Genomic DNA, 19,730 nt, shown 5'->3' on the forward strand with positions numbered 1-19,730 from the left:
TTATTCATGAATTTATCAATTAATAGAATAACAGCTTTAGCAAATCGGAATCTTATTGGAGTTGCGGCACTTGGATGCATTGTCCTGTCGCATTTAAATCTTGGCTATTTCATTCCAAATTTACCAGATATTCAACCCTACATTTCCTTTGCTACCCTAATATTGGCTCCAATTCAGCTTGTGGTTTTAATTTTTTCGGGAAAATCGCTTGGGATTAATTTGATTGATACTGTTGTTGCGCTGTTCTACGGATACATATCCGCAAACAACCTCATTCTGGGATATTATTTTTTTAACAGTGAATTCATCGACTTCTCAGCTGTTTTTTTAGTATACTTTTTAATCCGCACTTGGAATGGAACACAATCTTCGCTTTTTTCCTATCTGCGGTATGTCGCGGTTTTAATTATCACCATTGAATCCCTATATTGCATATTGCAGTTCACGAGAGCTATTATCAATCTGAATCCACATTATGCGATCGGAGGCAGTTATGGCCATCCGGGTTTTACAGCTGCAAGCATTTCGGTTCTGCTTCCGTATTATATAAATCCATCTGAAAACAAAAGCATAAAAGCTACAGCACTTCAAATTGCCGGCCCTTTTCTTTGGATCGTACTGCTGCTATTCTTCTTAGAATCGAGATCGGCAGTCCTTTCTATGATTTTATCTTTTGCAGCATTTATAGTATGGCCTGAAATTAAAAAGTCAATAAGAATTAGAATGACTGTGGCATTATTTTTTTTTGCTGCCATTTTAGCAACGGCCACTATAGTAAAGAGGGATTCCTCACTGGGCAGAATTTTTATCTGGAAAAAGTGCATGGCTATGATTCCCGAGAATTTATTTTTCGGCTATGGGTTTGGCCAATTTGCCTTTGAGTACAATAATTACCAGTCCCACTATTTCTCAAGCGATGCCGGATCTGATAAAGAGTCTTCTCTGGCGGAATACTGTGAATCTGCTTTTAACGAATTTTTGCAGTTTGGCGTTGAGATGGGGCTTACGGGAATAATTTTGTTTTGTATGGTTTTAGGGTCTCTCTTTTGCTACGCAGGCAGGACTTCAAATGCGCATTTTTACAATGCGGCATTGCTTTCCTACCTTCCTCTTTTTTTTGGCTGGTCTGTTTTACGCTATTTCCCTCTCGGATGCTTTTTTTTTATTGCCCTTGCACTGCTTTCAAAAGAGATAAAGCCCTATTCTTATTTTAAGTTTGGCACGCAGAAATACGCTGTGCTACCTGTTCTTATCTGTTTTACGCTATATTTCAGTTTCAATAGGATTATGTTTTTTAATGCACATATGGATATCAGGGATAAAAGACGTAATGATTATAGTATTCGTTTAAAGGATGCTTATGATGTGCTTCTTTATTCGGACTCTTATATCTATCAGTACAGTGCATTTTTAATTCAAAGCAATCAGTACAAAAAAGCTGCAATTGTTTGCGAAAGCAGCAGCGCATGGCTCAATTCGCCGGCTTTATACCATCTTCTTTTTCAGGTTCATTTTGAATTGGATCAGTTTGAAAAGGCACAGAAGGACTTAGATTATCTTGTCCATATCTCACCCTCCAAGATTTATCCAAAATATGCTTTAGCAAAACTTTTTTACGCACGTGGCGAAAGGCTTAAGGGCGATTCCCTAGCCAGAAAAATTTTAGATATAAAGCCGAAAATTGTAAATGCCGATGTGATATTGATGAGGGAAGAATTAAAATTAGGTTTAAAGAATGAAGTAAAACCAAACGCAACTAAATAAATGAAAAAAATCAATCTGGTCTTTTTACTGGTACTGGCGTTGTTCTCATGCAAACAAGAGCCTGAAAAAATAGATATTGCATTAAATCTGGCGTCCGGCAACAGTGAGGAGTTGAAAGTAGTGTTGGACCGCTACAAACGTCATCGTGCCGACAGCTTAAAATATAAAGCAGCAGTTTTTCTTATAGAAAACATGGCTTACCACTATTCTTATAAGCCTTTGCCTGGCTTCGAGCCTGCCTTTGACAGCATTGCAAAGTGCCCTCTTAATGACACGAGGAAAAAAATCTTCAGAAGTATTTTAAGCACAGCTTCACAAAGCAGCCCTTTGGCAGCCCCGGAATTGATTCCTGATGTGAATAATGTAAGCTCCCAGTTTTTAATGCACAATATTGACTTGTCCTTTGAAGCATGGAGCAGAATTCCCGGAAATAAAAGAGCGTCATTTGATGATTTCTGTAATTATATCCTGCCATATAAAAGCAGTGATGAACCAGTGGAGTCTAGTGTACGAGACAGTTTAAGAAAAAAATATTCATGGGTAAATCGAAATCTTGAAGCTGGCGCTTCACTGCAATCCGTAGTTGATTCCGTTGCAGCAGAATTTCATTTTGAGATAGTTCAAGAGATTAGGGATTTTTACCCCCAGACTTTAAGTGTCAGCCAGATGGAAAAGACAAGATTTGGCCTGTGCGATGATGGTGTAAATTATCTGGTAAATGCCTTTAGGGCGGTGGGCATCGTCAGCGCCAAAGATATGACTCCCCATTGGGGCAATCACCCTTCTTTGGGACATTCATGGCTTTACGTAAAATATGGCAATGAAGAATATTCTACCGACGTGGCAGGAAAAATCAATTTAAAATCGCTGTATCTCACTGAGAGCATACCTAAAATATCAAGGGAGACATTTGCTTTTAATGGCAAAAATAGATTCTCACCTTTTACAAAGGATGTGACCTCAGAATATGTACCTGTTGCCGATATTATTATTCCCAGTTCGTTGAAAAACAATCATTCTGGTCCGGTGCTATGCGTATTTGATGTAGATGAAAAATGGTATCCTATTTCTGCGGGTACGTTTAAAGACGGAAATTTCAAATTCCATCAGGCCGGAGTTAATGTGATGTATCTTGCGGCTAATCAGGATAAAAATGGAAATCAGCCGATAAATTATCCATTTTTTCTTGATAGCAAAAGGCGGATACATTACTACAAACCATGCAAGACTGTATTTAAATCTATCATACTGACAAGAAAATGCAGATTAAGTAGCCCTAGAAACAGGAGGATTAAAGAATGGATCAAAAATATAAATGGAGCTGTGATTCAAGGAGCCAACCATTCCGATTTCAGTGATGCCGCAACATTATACACAGTATCAAATTTTAACAGTACGCAAATAAAGGCTGTTTCTTTAAAATCGCATAAAAAATTTAAGTATGTCCGATTTTACTCTAACGGAAAAGAAACATATCTTGCAAAACTGTCTTTTTATGATAGGGAAAAAAAACTGCAAGGTTCTGTCATAAAGCAAAACAATCGGGACTTTAAGTGGGAAAATGGTGCCTTTGATGATGACCCCTTGTCCTTTTCTGGCGGTAAAGATTTTGCTCTGGGCCTTGAATTTAAAGCCCCTCAAAGAGTTACGGCAATAGATTTTCAGATAAGAAACGATAATAATCATATTAATGTGGGCGATAAATATGAATTATTCTATTGGGACAGGGAATGGAAAACACTTGGAAGAAAAGTAGCTTCGGATACTGTGCTGAACTATAAAAATGTACCAGCTAATTCTCTATTATGGCTAAGAAACAAAACTTCCGGAAATGAGGAGCATATTTTTGTGGCAGATGGCAATAACAGACAGCGATGGCCTGGTTCCGACAATTAAAAGAAAGCTCCTTGAAATCCTTATTCTCAGTTGAGGCAAAAAAGTGAGTATAGTCAATGGCAGTTCCCGGATTTTTCCGCGCAGGTTAATTGCACAATACCGTATGGTTTATTTTGATCAGGCCTTTGATGGTGATCGAACTTTGGTCCGTAGACCGATCAAGTACAATGTAGCCCTGATCCTCCAGCGCGATCAGCGCATCGAGTATTTTTGCCTGGTTTTGCCTTTGGGCAGACATATTCTCTGCAAATGTTCTAAGGACATTATAAGGGGGAATGACGACTGCTGTGAGCTCTTCCAATGGGCAGGTCCCGGGAAAACTCCCGGCAAGTTTCTGCAGTATGCTGTGAAGATAAACCGATGATTTCTCCAAGATGTACTAGTTTAGATGATAACATAATAGCTTTGAATAAAGATAAGGAAATTTGGTTGTTATTTAAATAATTTTAAATATTCTGGGCTGATCTCCGATTGGAAATGTATATAATAAAGGGGCTGATTATTCCATAACACTGAGATTTAAATCTCCGGATTTTTTTATCTTCTAATTTCATGGTACAGTTTTTTTTAAAATTAATTAGTTTTTATTCTTTTTATCTCGACTCTTTAATTGCCGTCTTATTTTGAAAATCTGAAAAACCGCATTTTTTCTATTATTTATAAACGTAGTCTCGCAGCACAAGTAGGCACAACCGAAGGATTTTTTATTTGCATACTTAATAGATCCTGGGATTTATTTTATGCTAGATGGCAACCTTCCCCCATAAAACCACATCAAGCTTTTCTGCATATTGAACTTTGTCAGGTAGTATGCTGGCACTATATTTTCCTGCTTTGTAACAAATATTATTTACAGTAACATCCAATTCCTGCAGGTCCCATTGTGTATGATGTATATCAAATCTGAAGAGTTTATTGGACATATAATCATACAGAGCATGTCTTTCAGTAAGCCAGAAGTCTAATGTCGTTTTTTCTTTTTGAGGCCTGATTTTTCCAATTGTAAGATCCAGGCTTTGTTTTAGCGTTTTATTATGAGAAACAAACCGACTTGATGTTCTCTTTATTTTAGACTTTTGGTAGGGAAGCCCAATAAATATTCGTGTAAGTAAGACTTCAGCTAGTTTGTCTGTTTCAATTGAAAACATATAAATACCGGGTTTATCATCTTTAATGACATAAGTTCTTAGGTTTACTTCCTTAAAATTAGATATAAAAGGGAAAGGAGGAAGGTTTCTCAATCTCATGTTTTTTACTTCAAAAGCGACCAGAGAAACCCACGCCATGTTTTGATAAGTATCCAATTCAATTCCCTCTGGAATATATTCTTCTAAAAAGTATACCGGTACTTCCCAATGTAAGAAAATGGTTTTATGCCATTGCTGAAAATATTTCCATTTCTTCTTTGGCAGCGGATATTGTCTGTTATGAATATTTGTTAATATTTTATCTGGATTTTTCATATCGGGCAATTATAAGGATCAGAATAAATTAATAGCAAAGACAATCATGATCACATCCTTGTCCGTTTGTTTATATTGACACGATGGCAAGTATAATAATATACTCCGTTAACATTGGTATTGGTCAAACCAATCAGAACTATAAATCCGTTTTGTGGACTATTAGCTTGAGCGACCCATCGCTTTGTAACTTACCTTTGTTATTTTTTTACTATTATGGATTACCTTCACCTCCGCTGGAGCCATAGATCTGGCCGGTCGCGTAGCTCGCATCATTGGCGGCTAGCTGTACATAGATAGAAGCTAGTTCGGCTGGCTGTCCGGGTCTTCCCATTGGGGTTTGTGAACCAAATTCTTTTAGTTTTTCCATAGTGGCCCCTCCGCTCACCTGAAGGGCAGTCCATATCGGTCCGGGAGCAACACCATTGACCCTGATTCCTTTTGGAGCCAACTGTTTGGCGAGAGACTTAATATAGTTGGTCGTGGCAGCTTTAGTCTGAGCATAATCGTAAAGATCCTCAGTAGGAGCATAGGCTTGTACCGAACTTGTTCCTATTATAGAAACTCCGGGCTTAAGATAGGCCAGGGCAGCTTTGATAATCCAGAATGGTGCGTATATATTGGTTTTCATTGTCCAGTCAAATTCTTCGGTCGTGATGTCTAATATTGATGCGTGTGTTTGCTGCCTTGCAGCATTGTTTACTACAATATCAAGTCCGTCAAGTGCTTTTGCAGCTTGGTCTACAAGTGATTTACAAAATGCCTCATCTCGTAAATCACCGGGAATTGCAACAGCTTTACGTCCCTCTGCTTTTATTAATTGGATCACTTCTCTGGCATCTTCTTCCTCAGTAGGATAATAATTTATAGCCACATCAGCGCCTTCTCGGGCGTAAGCAATTGCAGCAGCTCTCCCCATTCCGGAATCACCACCTGTGATAAGTGCCTTGCGTCCTTTTAGTCTTCCGGTTCCCTCATAGCTTTTTTCTCCATTGTCTGGTCTGGGATTCATTTTACTGACAAGACCCGGCCAAGGCTGAGACTGTTCTTTAAAGGGAGGTCGTGGATATTTGGTATTTGGATCTTCCGTCCCATTCGAAATATAAATTTCATTCGAGTTTAATGCATTTGCCATTATAGGATTTATTGATGCAGTTGCCAATACAGCTCCCATACCAGTAAGCGCGGAGCGGCGCGATATCGTGTTTTCAGTTTTCATAATAATTCAATTTTACGGTACTAAAAAAAGTGATTTTAATTACTATTTGTTGATAATGAGTCAAATATAAAAACGTGCTAAGAAAACATTTTATAGAATTATTAGATTTTGTTATAAAAAGATACTCAGATAAACTATAAAGTCGATTATAAAAAATCCCAAAGAGCTTCTTGTTTAAATAAAGACATGAGAAAACATGTTATGTCATTTTTTAAGGATACAAATTATATTCTTTGGTAGTTAAAGGATTTACTGTTTTTTGGATAAAAAATCCTCCCTAGTAGAAGAGCACCCGTTAGCGCAGTTGTAACGGTGTAAATGCTGAAATACATCAACTAATTTTTTATATTGATTTATGAAATTTAACCATATTATAGCGGCAATTTATTTCCTAATAACTGCAATAAGCGAACGATGACCATCAAAAGAATCCGCTGCTTCACATTCCAGCACCAATGAAAACAATATGTTGCCAATTGTGAAGGATTGTTCCTGAGAAACGTCAATCATCACTGTTTTTTGAATTTTTCATCGTCAAATGTAAGCGATACAGAGGTTTTTATTTAAAAATAAATAAAGCATTATACATGGAAGAAAAATAGATTTTGATTCAAAATGCTAAAGGAAAACGACCATGAACATTTATTTTATAAAATGCAAAAAAGATACCATCGCTGATATCTTTTGTACTTGTTTAGGATAATGGCAAATAAATAAAGAAAGTTGTTCCTTCATTTACTTTGCTCCTAACAGTTATATAACCATTATGGTTTAATACAATCTTTTTAGATAAGGTAAGTCCAAGTCCACTGCCCTGATATTGGTCATGGTTGTGCAATCGGTAAAAGGGATCAAAAATTTTTGATTCAAATTCCTCGCTAAAACCAATACCATTATCTCTTACCAGAATTTTTACATAATTAATATCTTTATTACCGCCAATTTCCAATATTTCTTCTGTTGAAGGCTGTTTGGTCTCAATTTTTATGTCAGGCGTAATTCCTTCTTTGGTGTATTTGATAGAGTTAAGGATTAAATTAGTAAAAAGCTGCTGTATTTGGTGAGGTATTATATTTAATTGTGGTAATGGAGAAATCGTTATAATAGCGCCCGTCTCTAAAATGGTGTCTTTTAGATCTGCAATAATTTTTTTTAAAAGTATATTTAGATCTGTTTTTTTATATTCTTTTTCTATAAAATTGATACGCGAATAATCAATAAGATCAGCAATTAGCTGGCTCATATTGGTGACAGCAAATAGCATACGTTCCAGATTATGCCTGCTGGATTCGCTTAAATTTTGCTCATTATCGATAATCCGCTTACAAAACATATGAATTTTGCGAAGAGGTTCCTGTAAATCATGACTTGCCGCAGAACTAAATGTCTCAAGCTGTTCGTTATAGGTCTGAAGTTGAGAATTTTTGATCGTTAAAAGTTCATTTGCAGCAATAAGATCAGTAATGTCTTCGAGAGCCAGTAAAATCATTCCTGCAGGTTTGGCATTTAAAACCCTTCGTGCATTTACCATCATGATTTTTTTACCAATACCTTTGCACATTGTCTCGACCTTAAAATCTTCAATCTCCGTTTTCTCGCCAACCATTTTAAAGATCAGCTCTTTAAAATCCGGAATATCCCATTGGCAGTCTCCGATTTCAAAAAAAGAATGACCTTCTGTTTCTTTTTCAGTGGTTTGAAAGTATTTGTAGAATGATGGATTAGCACTTTTAACAAAAAAGTCCCTGTCGATAATCACCAAAGGCTCCCGAATAGTTTTAAAAACAGATTCTGAATAATTTCTTATCGAGGTTAATTGATCCTGACGATCCATTAATTCATCGTTGACACACATCAATTCTTCGTTATTGGACTGAAGTTCTTCTGTAGAGGTTTCTAATTCTTCATTCATGGCCTGCAATTCCTCACTGCTGCTTAATAGTTCTTCATTTGTAGTCTGAAGTTCTTCAAATGCTGTCTGCTGTTCTTCCGTTACTCGTTTAATATCTTCACGAAGCTGTGAGAGTTCATTTTCAAGTTCGATTATACGCTGCTTATCAGATCCTTTCGAGTTTGCTTTATCAGGATCGAAATCGGGAAGCGGTTTTTTATAAAAAAGAACCAAAATATGCTCATCATCATTGGGTATAACAACTACTTCAAAAGAAGCCAGGTAAGGTTGGTCTTTTACTACAATATTATCTTTTGCCACGTTCTTGTGGTCTTTTTTTACTTTTAAAATAGCATTACGGAGTTCAAAACTAATTCCTTCACGAGCCATTTTCAAAACATTAAAATTGGGCTTTCCCGGTGATGGCAATAAAAAGAAACTTGTATCTCCATGAAAATGAACAATCTCAAGATGTTCATTTATGATGACACTTGCAGGAGTATATTTCAAAAATAATAGATCAGATGCAATTTTTCTAAAGTCTGTTTCAGGAGTATTCTTTTTATCCTTTAAATTGACTTTCTCGCGCGCATTTATATTAGCGGGCTTAAAAGCTTCAGGCACATAGCGTCCGGCAGCAAATTTGCGAACATATATTTTTTCGTTTTTACCAATAGGCTCAAATAAATTTTGTGCATTTGTGGTCGTTTCAGATTTGCCTAAAAACAGAATTCCTTTTTCTTTTAAGGAATAATGAAAAGAGCTCAATACTTTATTTTGTAAAAAGGGATCAAAATATATCAGTACATTTCGACAGGAAACCAGATCAATTCGGGCAAATGGGGGGTCTTTGATAAAGTTATGGACGGCAAAAATGCACATGTCACGAACCGCTTTATTAATGTGATAATGCCCATCGCGTTTAGTAAAATAATTTTGCAGCCTTGCCGCAGAAACATGCTGTACATCCTGTGCCGAATAAATTGCTGTACGGGCTTTGGTGATACATTTTTCAGATATATCCGAGGCAAAAATCTGCACTTTAATATCTTTATTATTCTTATCAGAAAGATATTCATGCAGGGATATTGCTATAGAATAGGCTTCTTCGCCGGTGGCACATCCTGCAATCCAGATACGCAGTGTATTATTGACTGTATTTTGTATTAATGACGGAAAAACAATATGGGGTAAGGACTCAAAAAACTTGGAATCCCTGAAAAAATAGGTAACAGGTATTAAAAAATCATTAAATAACAAGTCCTGTTCAGCCTTATCATTTCTAATAAAATTAAAATAGTCTTCAAATGATTCTCTGCGGACAATAACCATTCGTCTGGCAATGCGCCTTCTGATTGTAGGTTGTTTATAATGGCTAAAGTCATTTCCGGTTCTTAAAAAAACAAGGTTTAAAATTTGATAAAGGATTTCCTCTTCATTTTTTGGTATATGTTCCTCGTCGCTAAAGGCATGATTGGTTGTGTAATTTTTCTTTATCTGTAATAATTGCGGGGCTATAAGTTCGGGAGCCAGAATATAATCTACTACATCTGCATCAATGGCATTTTGAGGCATTCCCTTAAAGGCTGCCGAGTCGGGATCTTGTGCAATAGTTGTACCGCCAGATTCCTTTATTTTCTTGAAACCGTTCGTGCCGTCAAAGGCAGTACCTGATAGAATTACGCCTATAGCAAAGCTTTTATGCACATTGGCCAGAGATTCAAAAAAGGTGTCAATAATATTATTGTTTCTATCATTACGAGTTCTGGTGTAAAGTTTTAAAAGGCCATCTTCTGCAATGAGGTTATTATTCTCGGGAATAATATAAATATGATTGGGAGCCAGATTAATATCATTAATAATTTCATGAACAGGAATGGTTGTGCTTTGAGAGAGAATTTCGGTCAGATTACTGGGATGATCCGGCGATAGGTGCTGTACAATTACATACGCCATTCCAGAATCCTCTGGTATAGATTTAAGTACTTTCTTAAAAGCATCCAGTCCTCCTGCGGAGGCTCCAATACCTACTACAGGAAAATTTTGTTCGGTTTTTTCAGGTTTTATTACAGGAAGTTTCATTAAGAATGCTGTTGTTTAATCAAAGGTAAGAAGTCTTTTTTAATTTTTAAAAATGTTTTTTTAAATGGATAATATAAAGGTATTGTTAAAGAGCATGCTTTTTAAAGATGGCAGAAACTTTAAACCTGAAAGTTGTCAGTCATTATTTTTTAAATAATAAATTTTTTAAAAGTTTTTTAAGCATATTAAAATCATTTGGTTTTGTGTAATAATCCTCGGCCCCCAGATTTTTTAAAATGGTTTTTATTTCAGATGGTATGGAGGTTGAAAATATGATTATTGGAATGTGTCTTATATTTTCTTTTCTTTTGATCTCAGTCAGCACCTCGATACCATTCATAACGGGCATATTGATATCTAAGAATATAACATCAGGATTTATTTGCTTGTCAGTAAGCTGCTTTAAAGCATTTACAGGATTATGAATAGCAGTATATGCGGCAGATGAAACTTCGGCAAGTGCCTCAAAAAAGAAATCGCAGTCATCATAATCATCATCAATTTGCAGAATGTTTTTATATTTCATAATGTTTGTTTTAAAGTGGGGTTGCTTTTTTTAATTAAATATGAAATTTAGATTTTATGGTAAGTGGTATTGATGTTTGAATTTTGGTTTGCAAATTAGAAAGTAGTTTTCATTCGTAAGATTTTTTTATATAATTAAGCAATGATTAGTGTCAAAAAAAGCTTGTTTGTAACAACAAGCTTTTTTTCAAAAAAAAATTGAGTATGTTAAAAAATTAGTCTGTTAATGACACATCCAGTGTATCTGTATTAATAGTATAAGCTTTTTTTGCATCGCGTCTATAGTCTTCATCATCACAATGTGGAGCGCAATTTGCATTTAACATTAAGATTAGAAAAAAAAAGAAATATGTAAGTATGTTCTGTGTTTTCATGATGCTTTGTATTGGTTATTTGTAAATTTAAAATTGACAAGTATAACGAATTTATATAATTTTAATAATTTGTTGCATAATTCTCATGTTTTGTAGCTTAGGGTCTCTCTTTATAAACTTTATGCATTATGAAATCTTTTAATAATATAAAATTGACATCATTATTTGTAAAGATAACCGTTTACTTTTTCTCAAATTTATCCAGAAAATTCATTTTATATCTAATCAATCTGATTGAATTATGCCTAATTAAAAAATATGTATGAGATAATAGATGTAGTATCTATACAAAGAGAAATATGTAATACTGGCAATTTTACATTATCGTTTGATTTATTCATGATATTATTTTTTAAGAAGTTTACTGAAAAACAAAGTATTTGTATAAACTCTTTCTAAAGCATTCCCTATCAAAAACTATAAAGTTGTATGTGGATATTAATAATTTCAATTTTTTGAAATTTATAGGATTGCCAGTTGTGCTTTATATGTAAGATTTATAGTGAATAATATAAGTGTAAGTGCTTTATTTGTAGTTAATTAGGTTTTTGTTAAACAATAGCAAGTTATCAAATGTAAATTTTTTGAATTGAAGAAATAATGAAGAAATAATTATGAATCAAGTAAAAAACCTAATTGTCATAGGTGCGTCTGCAGGAGGCATCAGGGCAATTGTAAAAGTAATTGAAGGGTTGCCGCAAGCAATCGATGCTGCTGTAATGATCGTACTTCATGTGTCAAGAAAATCCAGCGCTGATAATATTGTTGAGATATTTCAAAGAAGTACCCCGATAAAATGTGTTGTTGCTGTGGATAAAATGAAAATAAAAGCAGGCAAAATTTATCTGGCCCCTCCCGAAAATCATTTATTAATAAGCGACGGAATGATGCGTCTTAATCAGGGTCCGGAAGAGAATAAACATCGTCCTTCCATTGATGTCCTTTTTCGTTCCGCTGCCGTTCATTTTGGAAACAAGGTGATTGGTGTTATCCTTACCGGTATGCTCGCCGATGGAACATCTGGAATGTACGCCATAAAAAGCTGTGGCGGACGCTGCATGGTACAAAGTCCATCTGAGGCTGAATATCCGGACATGCCATTTAATGTTTTGCGTAAAATAGAAGTAGACCATGTAGCCGATCTGGAGCAAATTCCAAATATCATACAAGACCTTTTGCGCCAGCCTCTTCCTCCACAGATTGCTATTCCTGACGAATTGAAACTGGAAGCTGATATAACCGAAAAAATGATGAGCGATATAAATCAACTTAAAAAAATTGCTGTGCAAAGTGATTTTGTATGTCCGGATTGTGGCGGTGGATTATGGAAAGTAAAAAATGATCCCGCAGATAGATACCGATGTTATACAGGACATGTCTATACTGAAAAATTATTGCAGGATATTCAGGATTTAAAGATTGAAGAATCTATTTGGGTTTCTATCAGAATGTTGGAAGAAAAGCGAAATATGCTCCAATTACTGGCATCACGAAAAAATAGGAACAACGATGATTCAACTATTTTTTCTCTCAATAAACGAATTGATGATATTGGTGAACATATACTGCGCTTAAAGAATCTGGTGATAAAATTATCTGATAGTACCAATGATAATCAAAGCGCATAATTTTACCAGTTGTAATGACCAATGCAAAATTTTTTTTGATCTGTTTGTGTAACCTGTTGGTAATAATATAATTATTGCTGTAAAATAGTATAAGTTTATTGCTTTTGGTTATGGATTAAAATTGTTTTTTAGTACGGGAGATTGTTTTTTTTATTTAAAGGTTGTTAAAATATAATATTTACACTTAAATATGTAGAATCAATATATTATACGTTTTGCGAGTGTAATTTGTATCTGCAGTGGGAGTAAATTATAATCCAGTTTTTTAAATTTTAAAGTAGCCCTAAAATAAATGCGCTAAATATAGCTGCAACTCTGTTGAATTATTTTAGAGTTCGACCAGTATCAATAAAATTTTATAATTCCAATTCCAATTAATTTGACTCTCCTTAATTGTAAGTTTTAAAGTAAAGGATTATAAAATGAAAAGTAAATTATATAAGATCCAATCCAATCTTAATTTTAAATTTGAAGTATTAAGAACAGAAAAACTTACTACTATGAAAACGCTATTTAAATTAAAAATGATTTTCTTCGTATTGGCAACAGGGTTTTTACTTTCCTGTAAAAATGACAAAGACGGATATAGTGATGAAATTAATACAACAAAAACGCCTACTGATGCCTCTTCAGCAGCTACAACAAAAATAGGCACCGGAACAAATTCCACCCCTGCAAGCGCAACTGAACCTGAAGGTGTTACTGGCGCAGGAAGTATTTCATCTCCAGAAACACCCGCTGCCAAACAAAACAATTCGGCTAATAAGGGAACAGGTCCAGGACCGGATGCAAAAGATGGCTGGGTATATGATATATCTTCACAAACTAAAAAAGATACCGCAAAACTAGGGCCTAAGGCTAATGCTAAAGTTTCAAAAGAAAAACAAACCAAAAAGTAATTGTCTTTTGTTATTGTTACTTTATTTAAAGAAAAATTCAGATGATTGGGTTGATAGTCGCTTTTTGATTTACAGGCAGTCTTAAAAAAAAAAGCAGTATGAGGCTTTTTGATATTGTTTTTTTGGAGCTTTTCCCGCTCTCCGTTGCAATCTTTTGTGCCAAACCCAGGCGCAAAAGGATTTTCACAGCACACGAGCGAAGCCAACTGGCGAAGCAATCGGGGCTATGGCCCCTGAGAAGCCACTTACATTATTATCGATGGATACACCCGCAAAGGTCCTAAAGGCGCCCAATGTTTTTCGTGGAATAGTAAAACCAACATCTTAGAGAATCGATGGCTCTATACTGACAGATGGCTGACCCGGACTTTAAGCCCTGTTTCCAGAAAGGATAATGTAGTTTACCTGAACACGCTTGAAAATGGAGAGCAGATTATTATTGGCGAAGACTGTGACAGCGGTAAGCCGGTTGCTGAAATTCGCCTGCCAAAAAACTATCAAGTAAATACCTGCGGACAATTTATTTGTCCGCTTAGAAACGGAGATCTTGTTGTAAGCGGTGCATTTGGCCCGGTTTTGATCAGAAAGAACAAATAAGTTGTTGTTAGAGTGTTCAATAAGTAAATACATCGTGTTGTTTATTTTTTAAATTTTTGAGCGCTAGCAATATGGTATATGCAGCTAAAAAAGGCGCCAATTGGATTTAATTGGCGCCTTTTGGCTGTCGTGGGATAGTTAGTATACATTACATTTCTTTTATGGTGGATTGATAGAAGCGTACTTACAGTTGATTATAAAGCAATTTTTTGAGGACATTTTTATGTTTTAGAATCAGACTGCTTATCAGCAGGCCTTTGCTGTTTGTCCATCATGGCGGCAACTGCGGTATCGGGCAAAATATTGCTCATGCCAATCATGGCCTTATTCTTAAAGCCTGAAATAATTTTATCCTCGCCGGACATAAGCGCGTCATACCCGTCCTTTGCCACATCGGCCGGATCAGCCAGTGAGGATTTGTCCTGTACTATTGAGCTTTGCAGCATATCGGCCTTATTAAAAAAGTCGGTATCGGTCGCGCCCGGCAATAGTGCGGTAACAGTAATATTATTTTCTTTTAATTCGTGACGGATGGCTTCGGAAAATGAGTAGACAAAAGCTTTGGTCCCGTGGTAAACCGACTGCCATGGCCCCGGGGTCTTGCTGGCTATTGAGGCAAGATTGAGTATTTTGCCATAATTGCGGGCAATCATCTGCTTTGCAAAATGTTTTGTAAGTATAACAGTGGAGGCAATGTTCAGGTCAATAATTTCCAGTTCGCGCTCCACTTCAGTATCCTTAAAAAGCCCGTAAACCCCCTGTCCTGCATTATTGACAAGCACGTCAACGGTTATATTTCTTGACTGGACCTCTGCGCATAGGGCAAAGGCATTCTCTTTATTAAAGAGGTCTTTTGCAATGGCAATGACATCAACGCCCTGCTGGCTGAATTCGGCAGCCCTGTTTTTTAATTCGTCTTCATGTCTTGCCACAATAACAAGGTTATAGCCATCGCTGGCAAAAAGTTTGGCAAGCTCGTAACCGATTCCTTCGGTAGCTCCGGTAATCAGCGCATAATTTTTATTATTTTCCATGATGTTTTTTATTAAAAAGTTAATAGTTTACCCGGCCGTCAATTCATTTTTTACTATGCAATTTATTCTTATGCCTTCTGACGGCAAATAATTTATTCAATTTATTAATGCAAGTAATATCGTGCTCGAATCTGGCTTTGCTTGATAATAAATTTAGTCTGTAGGCCGAGATTAGTTTTACAAAATTTTAATCAGGATTTACAAAATTTGACTCAGAGGGTATTCCTGGACGATGGATGTGTTTGTAAGTGTATAATTTGTAGTGGTTTAATGTTTTTTAGGGGCTTTTCCCGCTATGCGTTGCAATCTTGTGCGCCGAAACCCCGGCACAAAAGGATTTCCAGTGCACACGAGCGTAGCAATCGGGGCTAGAGCTGCCACGCCCCGTTTGATATTTGTAGAATTACATATTTAAATCCAATTGTTGTGTATTTCAAGAAGCGGATTTGGTATAGTTTTTTTCAAATCTGATTCTCCTTTTAAGCCTTTTTGAGATTTTGACCTAATAGTAGTATCTTAGCCATGTAGTAAGAAATTCCCACTAATGGAGCCCCACCAATATATCAGACTCTCAGCGCTTAATGACATGATCCATGACACGATCAGTGCGCGTTTTGAAGCACAACTTTTTTGGGTATTGGCCGATATCACCAATCATTCCTACAAGGCCGATAAGAGGATCCATTATTTTGAGCTGGTGGAAAAAGCCCAGAATGGTAACACAATCACCGCCAAGATAATGGGCAAATCATGGGGCGGGGGAGCTGTTCGTATCGATGAGTTTGAAAAAAATACAGGACAGGCCTTTACCAACAACCTGCATGTCCTGGTTCAGGTGAGCGTGGATTATCATCCCTTATATGGTTTGTCTGTGAGCGTTCTTGATATCGACAGCAATTTTATGCTGGGAATACTGCAGCAGCAGCGAAATGCTACCCTTGATCGTCTGGTGAGGGAAAATGATTATATCCAAAAAGTAGGCGATGAGTACTCCACCTATAACAGCAGGCTGGAACTTCCTGCTGTGATTCAGAGGGTAGCTGTACTATCTTCAAGCAGCTCAGCGGGAAATGAGGATTTCCGCCACACGATGCAGCATAATGATTTCGGGTACTTTTTCCGGATTGATGATTATTATACCATTGTGCAGGGAGATAACAATGCCAAACTATTCTTGAATAAACTTATCGAAATCTATACTACCGGAATCCCGTACGATGCTGTTGTCATTAACAGGGGCGGAGGCTCACAGTCTGACTTTTTGATATTTGACAATTATAATATCGCAAGGGCAGTGGCCAAGTTTCCCATTCCGGTTATCACCGGGATCGGGCACCAGAAAAATGTCAGTATAGCGGACCTGATGGCCCATACCCATACCAAAACACCCACCAAGGCGGCTGAGTTTATCATTGCCCATAACCGAAGTTTTGAACTAGGGATACTCGCGCTCCAGCAAAATATCGTAATCAAATCACAGCAGCTTTTTCATGTCCATTACAAAGAATTAAGCGAGCTCAAAAACGCCATTTCCCGCAGCGCAATGGAACTTATACAGCTGCACGGTGAGGAGCTGACGCGAACCAATCATCGAATTACAAGCTGTTCAAGGGAAGTTTTGTACGGGCACCAAAAGAAACTAATCCTTACGGCACATCAGCTGGCGCAAAGTCCGAGAATGCTGTTTCAGCAGCAAAAAAATGATTTAGGGAATATAAAAAACAGTATACAGAATGCAGCAGTTGACTATCTTCGCCATGAGAAGCTTGCCTTGAAATACCAAAAGAAAAGTATCGGGATGATGTCCCCGCAAAATATACTACGCAAAGGGTATGCAATTGTGAAGGCTGGTGAAAAAATTATCAGCAGCGCCGATAATATAGAGGCTGGTCACGAGATAGAAGTGATACTGAAGGACGTAAAACTAAAAAGCATTGTTAAAGAAAAAATACAATATGATGGAAGAGAAACTGACCTATGAGGCGGCAAAGTCCGAGCTGACAGCCATTTCAAAACAAATAGAAAGCGAGGAAATATCAGTGGACCAGCTGGCTGCAAAAGTCAAAAGGGCATCAGAGCTTATTGAGTTCTGCCAGGCCAGGCTTAAAAGCACAGAAGCGGAAGTGAATAAAATCATCAGCAGGATGGAGCATCCCGAAAACTAATCAATGACGGTATCAATTTATTTTATGGAATCTTCAGTTGGAATCCGGTAAATAATTTTACTTTTGATACCAGACGGTATCAATGTTATTTAAATTAATCGCAATGGAAAAGGGGCTGAAACTGAAGGTTCGAAAGCAGCTTGACGGCAAACAGCAGTCAAATATTATTAAATTAAAAGGAAGCCTGATCTCAAAGGGCTACACCCAGATCATACACATTTCGGACCAGGATGAGGAGTTTCATATCAATTCTTTTGATATTGAGAGCGGAACGGCCGGCGAGGTGCAGGAATTTATTGCTGCCTTTATAGCCAGGGAGCAGCTTGAGGACAGTATATCTGTTTTTAAGTAAGGGCGGGAACTGAATTTAATTAGCCTGTAAAAAGCATTACAAAAAAAGCAATGACCAAGCACTGCATATCCTCCGAAATTGGTAGTATAGCAGTATTGAATTTTGGCGGCAGTGAGGATAAGGGTAACATCTGATCCTCTCTGAAATTTAAATATTTTCTGCTGCCTGTCTCAAAGGCAGGGTGACTATAAATTCTGCCCCGTTATTCTTCTCTCCCAGGGCCGTTATGGTGCCATTGTGCCTGTTGGCTATTTTTCTGCAAAGTGCAAGTCCAAGGCCGTTTCCTTCATACTGGTCTTTGGAATTTAACCTTTCAAAGGCCGTAAAAATTCTCTCGGCAAATGCAGGATCTAGTCCTATTCCATTATCCCTAATGGTGATCTGTACGGCTTGTGCGCCGTTTAGGCTGGTTGGAACACAGGTAATGACAACACGGGGAGGCTCCTCTGTTTTGGAGAATTTAAGCGCGTTTTGTATCAGGTTGTAAAAAAGCTGGGTGATGAGAATGGGAGCCCCTTCTATTTCAGGTAGCTTGCAGGCATTCAGTATGGCGCCTTTCTCTTTTATGATAAGTTCCAGGTCTGTTTTTATATTCTCAATGACTTCCCCGAGATCAACACGCTCTATGGGCTGACGGGTCTTGTCTATAGTGGAATAGCTCAGGATGCCCTCTATAATGTTATCCATCCTTACCGCCGACTGGTCTATTTTAGTGAGGTGTTTTTTGAAGTTCTCATTAGACTCGCTCTCTTTTTCATTTCTCAAGAGTGCGTTGAAAATTTTAATTTTACGTACCGGTTCACGCAGGTCATGGCTCACCACATTGGCAAAATGTAGCAAATCGTCATTGGACCTTTTGAGCTCCTGCGTATTTTGGGCAACCTGTCTTTTTAGTTCCTGCTCGAATTCCCGCTGTTCGTGGATATCCTGGATAATGCCGATAATGGACGCATCATTGCCGTTTTCGTCCCTGATGACCCTGCCGTTAATTTTAATCCATCGCGCGCTTTGATCCTTATTTATAATTCTGGCCTCATAACATATCCTGCCTGTAATTTGGGCATTCTTATGTGCTTTTTCGCGCACGTCCCAATCCCCGGGGTGCAGTTTTGCAAGGAGATTTTCATTTGATATTTTCCCCTCGACACCCACAATGGCATTGAAGTTCCCGCAGGTCTTCACCTCTTTGGTGGCAAGGTCAATTTCATAGGTGCCTAAGCCCGAGGATTCAATTGCTATTCTTAGCTTTTCCTCGGCGCTCTGAAGCTGTAGTTTGGCCACATGAATATCGGTCACGTCAGCCCCGGTGTTCATCACCCCGTAGATATGGCCGTTCTGATCAATAAGGGGAACAAAGCTGTAGTTGAAATAGTGTGTTGTAAGTTTGCCATCAATTACAAGGTCCACCTTTTTATCCTTGGCATGAAAAGGGATGCCGGTTTTAAGCACTGCGGTGGCCTGCTTAAAAAAATCTTGTTTTTTGACCTCGGGAAGCACCTCAAGGTATTTTTTGCCCAGCACCTGATCCCCCTTGCCCCAGGCTTTTATCATGGCTGTATTGGCCAGTTCTATTTTAAGGTCATCACCCGAATACACTGCAATGGGCAGCGGGGTGTTGTCCACTATGTCTTTTAAGAGCCTCATATTTTGGTACATGGCAATATGTTTTTGGTTTGCTTTTGCTAGCTATTGTTTTTTAGTAAATATAATTATAGTACTGCGGACCAGTGTTATAGAATTGAGATGCCTAAAAATATTTGCTTTTTCTTTATTATCCGGTCCCTTAGGTCTTTTCTGATCGGATGTGGAATCGCTGGTAAAAATAAATTGGCTTTTTTCAT

Annotated in this window: 14 protein-coding genes; 7 read left to right on the forward strand and 7 right to left on the reverse strand. The window is 37.3% G+C overall.

What is annotated here, in order from left to right; genetic code table 11:
• Positions 1-6 precede the first annotated feature (6 nt).
• Positions 7-1,764 (forward strand): O-antigen ligase family protein, encoded by a 1,758-nt coding sequence (locus B0M43_RS13320; protein WP_078008942.1) that lies wholly within the window; start codon positions 7-9, stop codon positions 1,762-1,764.
• The gene (locus B0M43_RS13325; protein WP_078008941.1) at positions 1,765-3,660 is read left to right on the forward strand and encodes a hypothetical protein; all 1,896 of its coding nucleotides are present in this window, start codon (positions 1,765-1,767) and stop codon (positions 3,658-3,660) included.
• A gap of 85 nt (positions 3,661-3,745) precedes the next feature.
• On the opposite strand, the gene B0M43_RS13330 is transcribed toward B0M43_RS13325, so the two are convergent.
• The 5 genes from B0M43_RS13330 to B0M43_RS13350 form a co-directional block, all read right to left on the reverse strand.
• Positions 3,746-4,033, reverse strand: a complete 288-nt coding sequence (locus B0M43_RS13330; protein ID WP_123921861.1) for a hypothetical protein — start codon at positions 4,031-4,033, stop codon at positions 3,746-3,748.
• A 370-nt stretch (positions 4,034-4,403) separates the two neighbouring features.
• The gene (locus tag B0M43_RS13335) at positions 4,404-5,123 is read right to left on the reverse strand and encodes a YqjF family protein (protein ID WP_078008940.1); all 720 of its coding nucleotides are present in this window, start codon (positions 5,121-5,123) and stop codon (positions 4,404-4,406) included.
• A gap of 214 nt (positions 5,124-5,337) precedes the next feature.
• Positions 5,338-6,258 carry an SDR family oxidoreductase gene (locus tag B0M43_RS13340; RefSeq protein ID WP_168199998.1) on the reverse strand — a complete coding sequence of 307 codons (921 nt, stop codon included), beginning with the start codon at positions 6,256-6,258 and terminating at the stop codon, positions 5,338-5,340.
• Between the two features lie 778 nt (positions 6,259-7,036).
• Positions 7,037-10,315 (reverse strand): CheR family methyltransferase, encoded by a 3,279-nt coding sequence (locus tag B0M43_RS13345; RefSeq protein ID WP_078008938.1) that lies wholly within the window; start codon positions 10,313-10,315, stop codon positions 7,037-7,039.
• A 142-nt stretch (positions 10,316-10,457) separates the two neighbouring features.
• Positions 10,458-10,841: a response regulator gene (locus tag B0M43_RS13350; protein ID WP_065447512.1), complete on the reverse strand. Its 384-nt coding sequence runs from the start codon at positions 10,839-10,841 to the stop codon at positions 10,458-10,460.
• A 987-nt stretch (positions 10,842-11,828) separates the two neighbouring features.
• Here B0M43_RS13350 and B0M43_RS13355 point away from each other — a divergent pair.
• Together B0M43_RS13355 and B0M43_RS13360 are read left to right on the forward strand one after the other, a co-directional pair.
• Positions 11,829-12,842, forward strand: a complete 1,014-nt coding sequence (locus B0M43_RS13355; RefSeq protein ID WP_078008937.1) for a chemotaxis protein CheB — start codon at positions 11,829-11,831, stop codon at positions 12,840-12,842.
• 500 nt (positions 12,843-13,342) lie between these two features.
• The gene (locus tag B0M43_RS13360) at positions 13,343-13,741 is read left to right on the forward strand and encodes a hypothetical protein (protein WP_123921860.1); all 399 of its coding nucleotides are present in this window, start codon (positions 13,343-13,345) and stop codon (positions 13,739-13,741) included.
• An 818-nt stretch (positions 13,742-14,559) separates the two neighbouring features.
• On the opposite strand, the gene B0M43_RS13365 is transcribed toward B0M43_RS13360, so the two are convergent.
• On the reverse strand, positions 14,560-15,372 hold the full coding sequence (locus B0M43_RS13365) for an SDR family oxidoreductase (protein WP_078008935.1): 813 nt from the start codon (positions 15,370-15,372) through the stop codon (positions 14,560-14,562).
• A gap of 544 nt (positions 15,373-15,916) precedes the next feature.
• On the opposite strand from B0M43_RS13365, the gene xseA reads away from it, so the two are divergent.
• From xseA to B0M43_RS13380, 3 genes are all read left to right on the forward strand, one after another.
• Entirely contained in the window at positions 15,917-17,353 is a 1,437-nt protein-coding gene (gene xseA, locus B0M43_RS13370) for an exodeoxyribonuclease VII large subunit (RefSeq protein ID WP_078008934.1), read from the forward strand.
• Complete coding sequence (gene xseB / locus B0M43_RS13375; RefSeq protein WP_317044560.1) at positions 17,328-17,537, forward strand: exodeoxyribonuclease VII small subunit; 210 nt, start codon at positions 17,328-17,330, stop codon at positions 17,535-17,537. Before xseA ends, xseB begins: the two co-directional genes overlap by 26 nt.
• Before the next feature lie 103 nt (positions 17,538-17,640).
• Positions 17,641-17,889 (forward strand): hypothetical protein, encoded by a 249-nt coding sequence (locus B0M43_RS13380; RefSeq protein ID WP_065447686.1) that lies wholly within the window; start codon positions 17,641-17,643, stop codon positions 17,887-17,889.
• A 147-nt stretch (positions 17,890-18,036) separates the two neighbouring features.
• Here B0M43_RS13380 and B0M43_RS13385 read toward each other — a convergent pair whose 3' ends face one another.
• The gene (locus B0M43_RS13385; RefSeq protein WP_078008932.1) at positions 18,037-19,545 is read right to left on the reverse strand and encodes an ATP-binding protein; all 1,509 of its coding nucleotides are present in this window, start codon (positions 19,543-19,545) and stop codon (positions 18,037-18,039) included.
• Between the last annotated feature and the right edge of the window lie 185 nt (positions 19,546-19,730).

The organism is Flavobacterium sp. KBS0721, assembly GCF_002007065.3.
Lineage (GTDB): Bacteria > Bacteroidota > Bacteroidia > Flavobacteriales > Flavobacteriaceae > Flavobacterium > Flavobacterium piscis.

Coding starts and splice junctions, on each gene's coding strand:
- B0M43_RS13320 (WP_078008942.1), top strand. CDS start 7: ATGAATTTATCAATTAATAGAATAACAGCTTTAGCAAATCGGAATCTT.
- B0M43_RS13325 (WP_078008941.1), top strand. CDS start 1,765: ATGAAAAAAATCAATCTGGTCTTTTTACTGGTACTGGCGTTGTTCTCA.
- B0M43_RS13335 (WP_078008940.1), bottom strand. CDS start 5,123: ATGAAAAATCCAGATAAAATATTAACAAATATTCATAACAGACAATAT.
- B0M43_RS13340 (WP_168199998.1), bottom strand. CDS start 6,258: ATGGCAAATGCATTAAACTCGAATGAAATTTATATTTCGAATGGGACG.
- B0M43_RS13345 (WP_078008938.1), bottom strand. CDS start 10,315: ATGAAACTTCCTGTAATAAAACCTGAAAAAACCGAACAAAATTTTCCT.
- B0M43_RS13350 (WP_065447512.1), bottom strand. CDS start 10,841: ATGAAATATAAAAACATTCTGCAAATTGATGATGATTATGATGACTGC.
- B0M43_RS13355 (WP_078008937.1), top strand. CDS start 11,829: ATGAATCAAGTAAAAAACCTAATTGTCATAGGTGCGTCTGCAGGAGGC.
- B0M43_RS13360 (WP_123921860.1), top strand. CDS start 13,343: ATGAAAACGCTATTTAAATTAAAAATGATTTTCTTCGTATTGGCAACA.
- B0M43_RS13365 (WP_078008935.1), bottom strand. CDS start 15,372: ATGGAAAATAATAAAAATTATGCGCTGATTACCGGAGCTACCGAAGGA.
- xseA (WP_078008934.1), top strand. CDS start 15,917: ATGGAGCCCCACCAATATATCAGACTCTCAGCGCTTAATGACATGATC.
- xseB (WP_317044560.1), top strand. CDS start 17,328: ATGATGGAAGAGAAACTGACCTATGAGGCGGCAAAGTCCGAGCTGACA.
- B0M43_RS13380 (WP_065447686.1), top strand. CDS start 17,641: ATGGAAAAGGGGCTGAAACTGAAGGTTCGAAAGCAGCTTGACGGCAAA.
- B0M43_RS13385 (WP_078008932.1), bottom strand. CDS start 19,545: ATGTACCAAAATATGAGGCTCTTAAAAGACATAGTGGACAACACCCCG.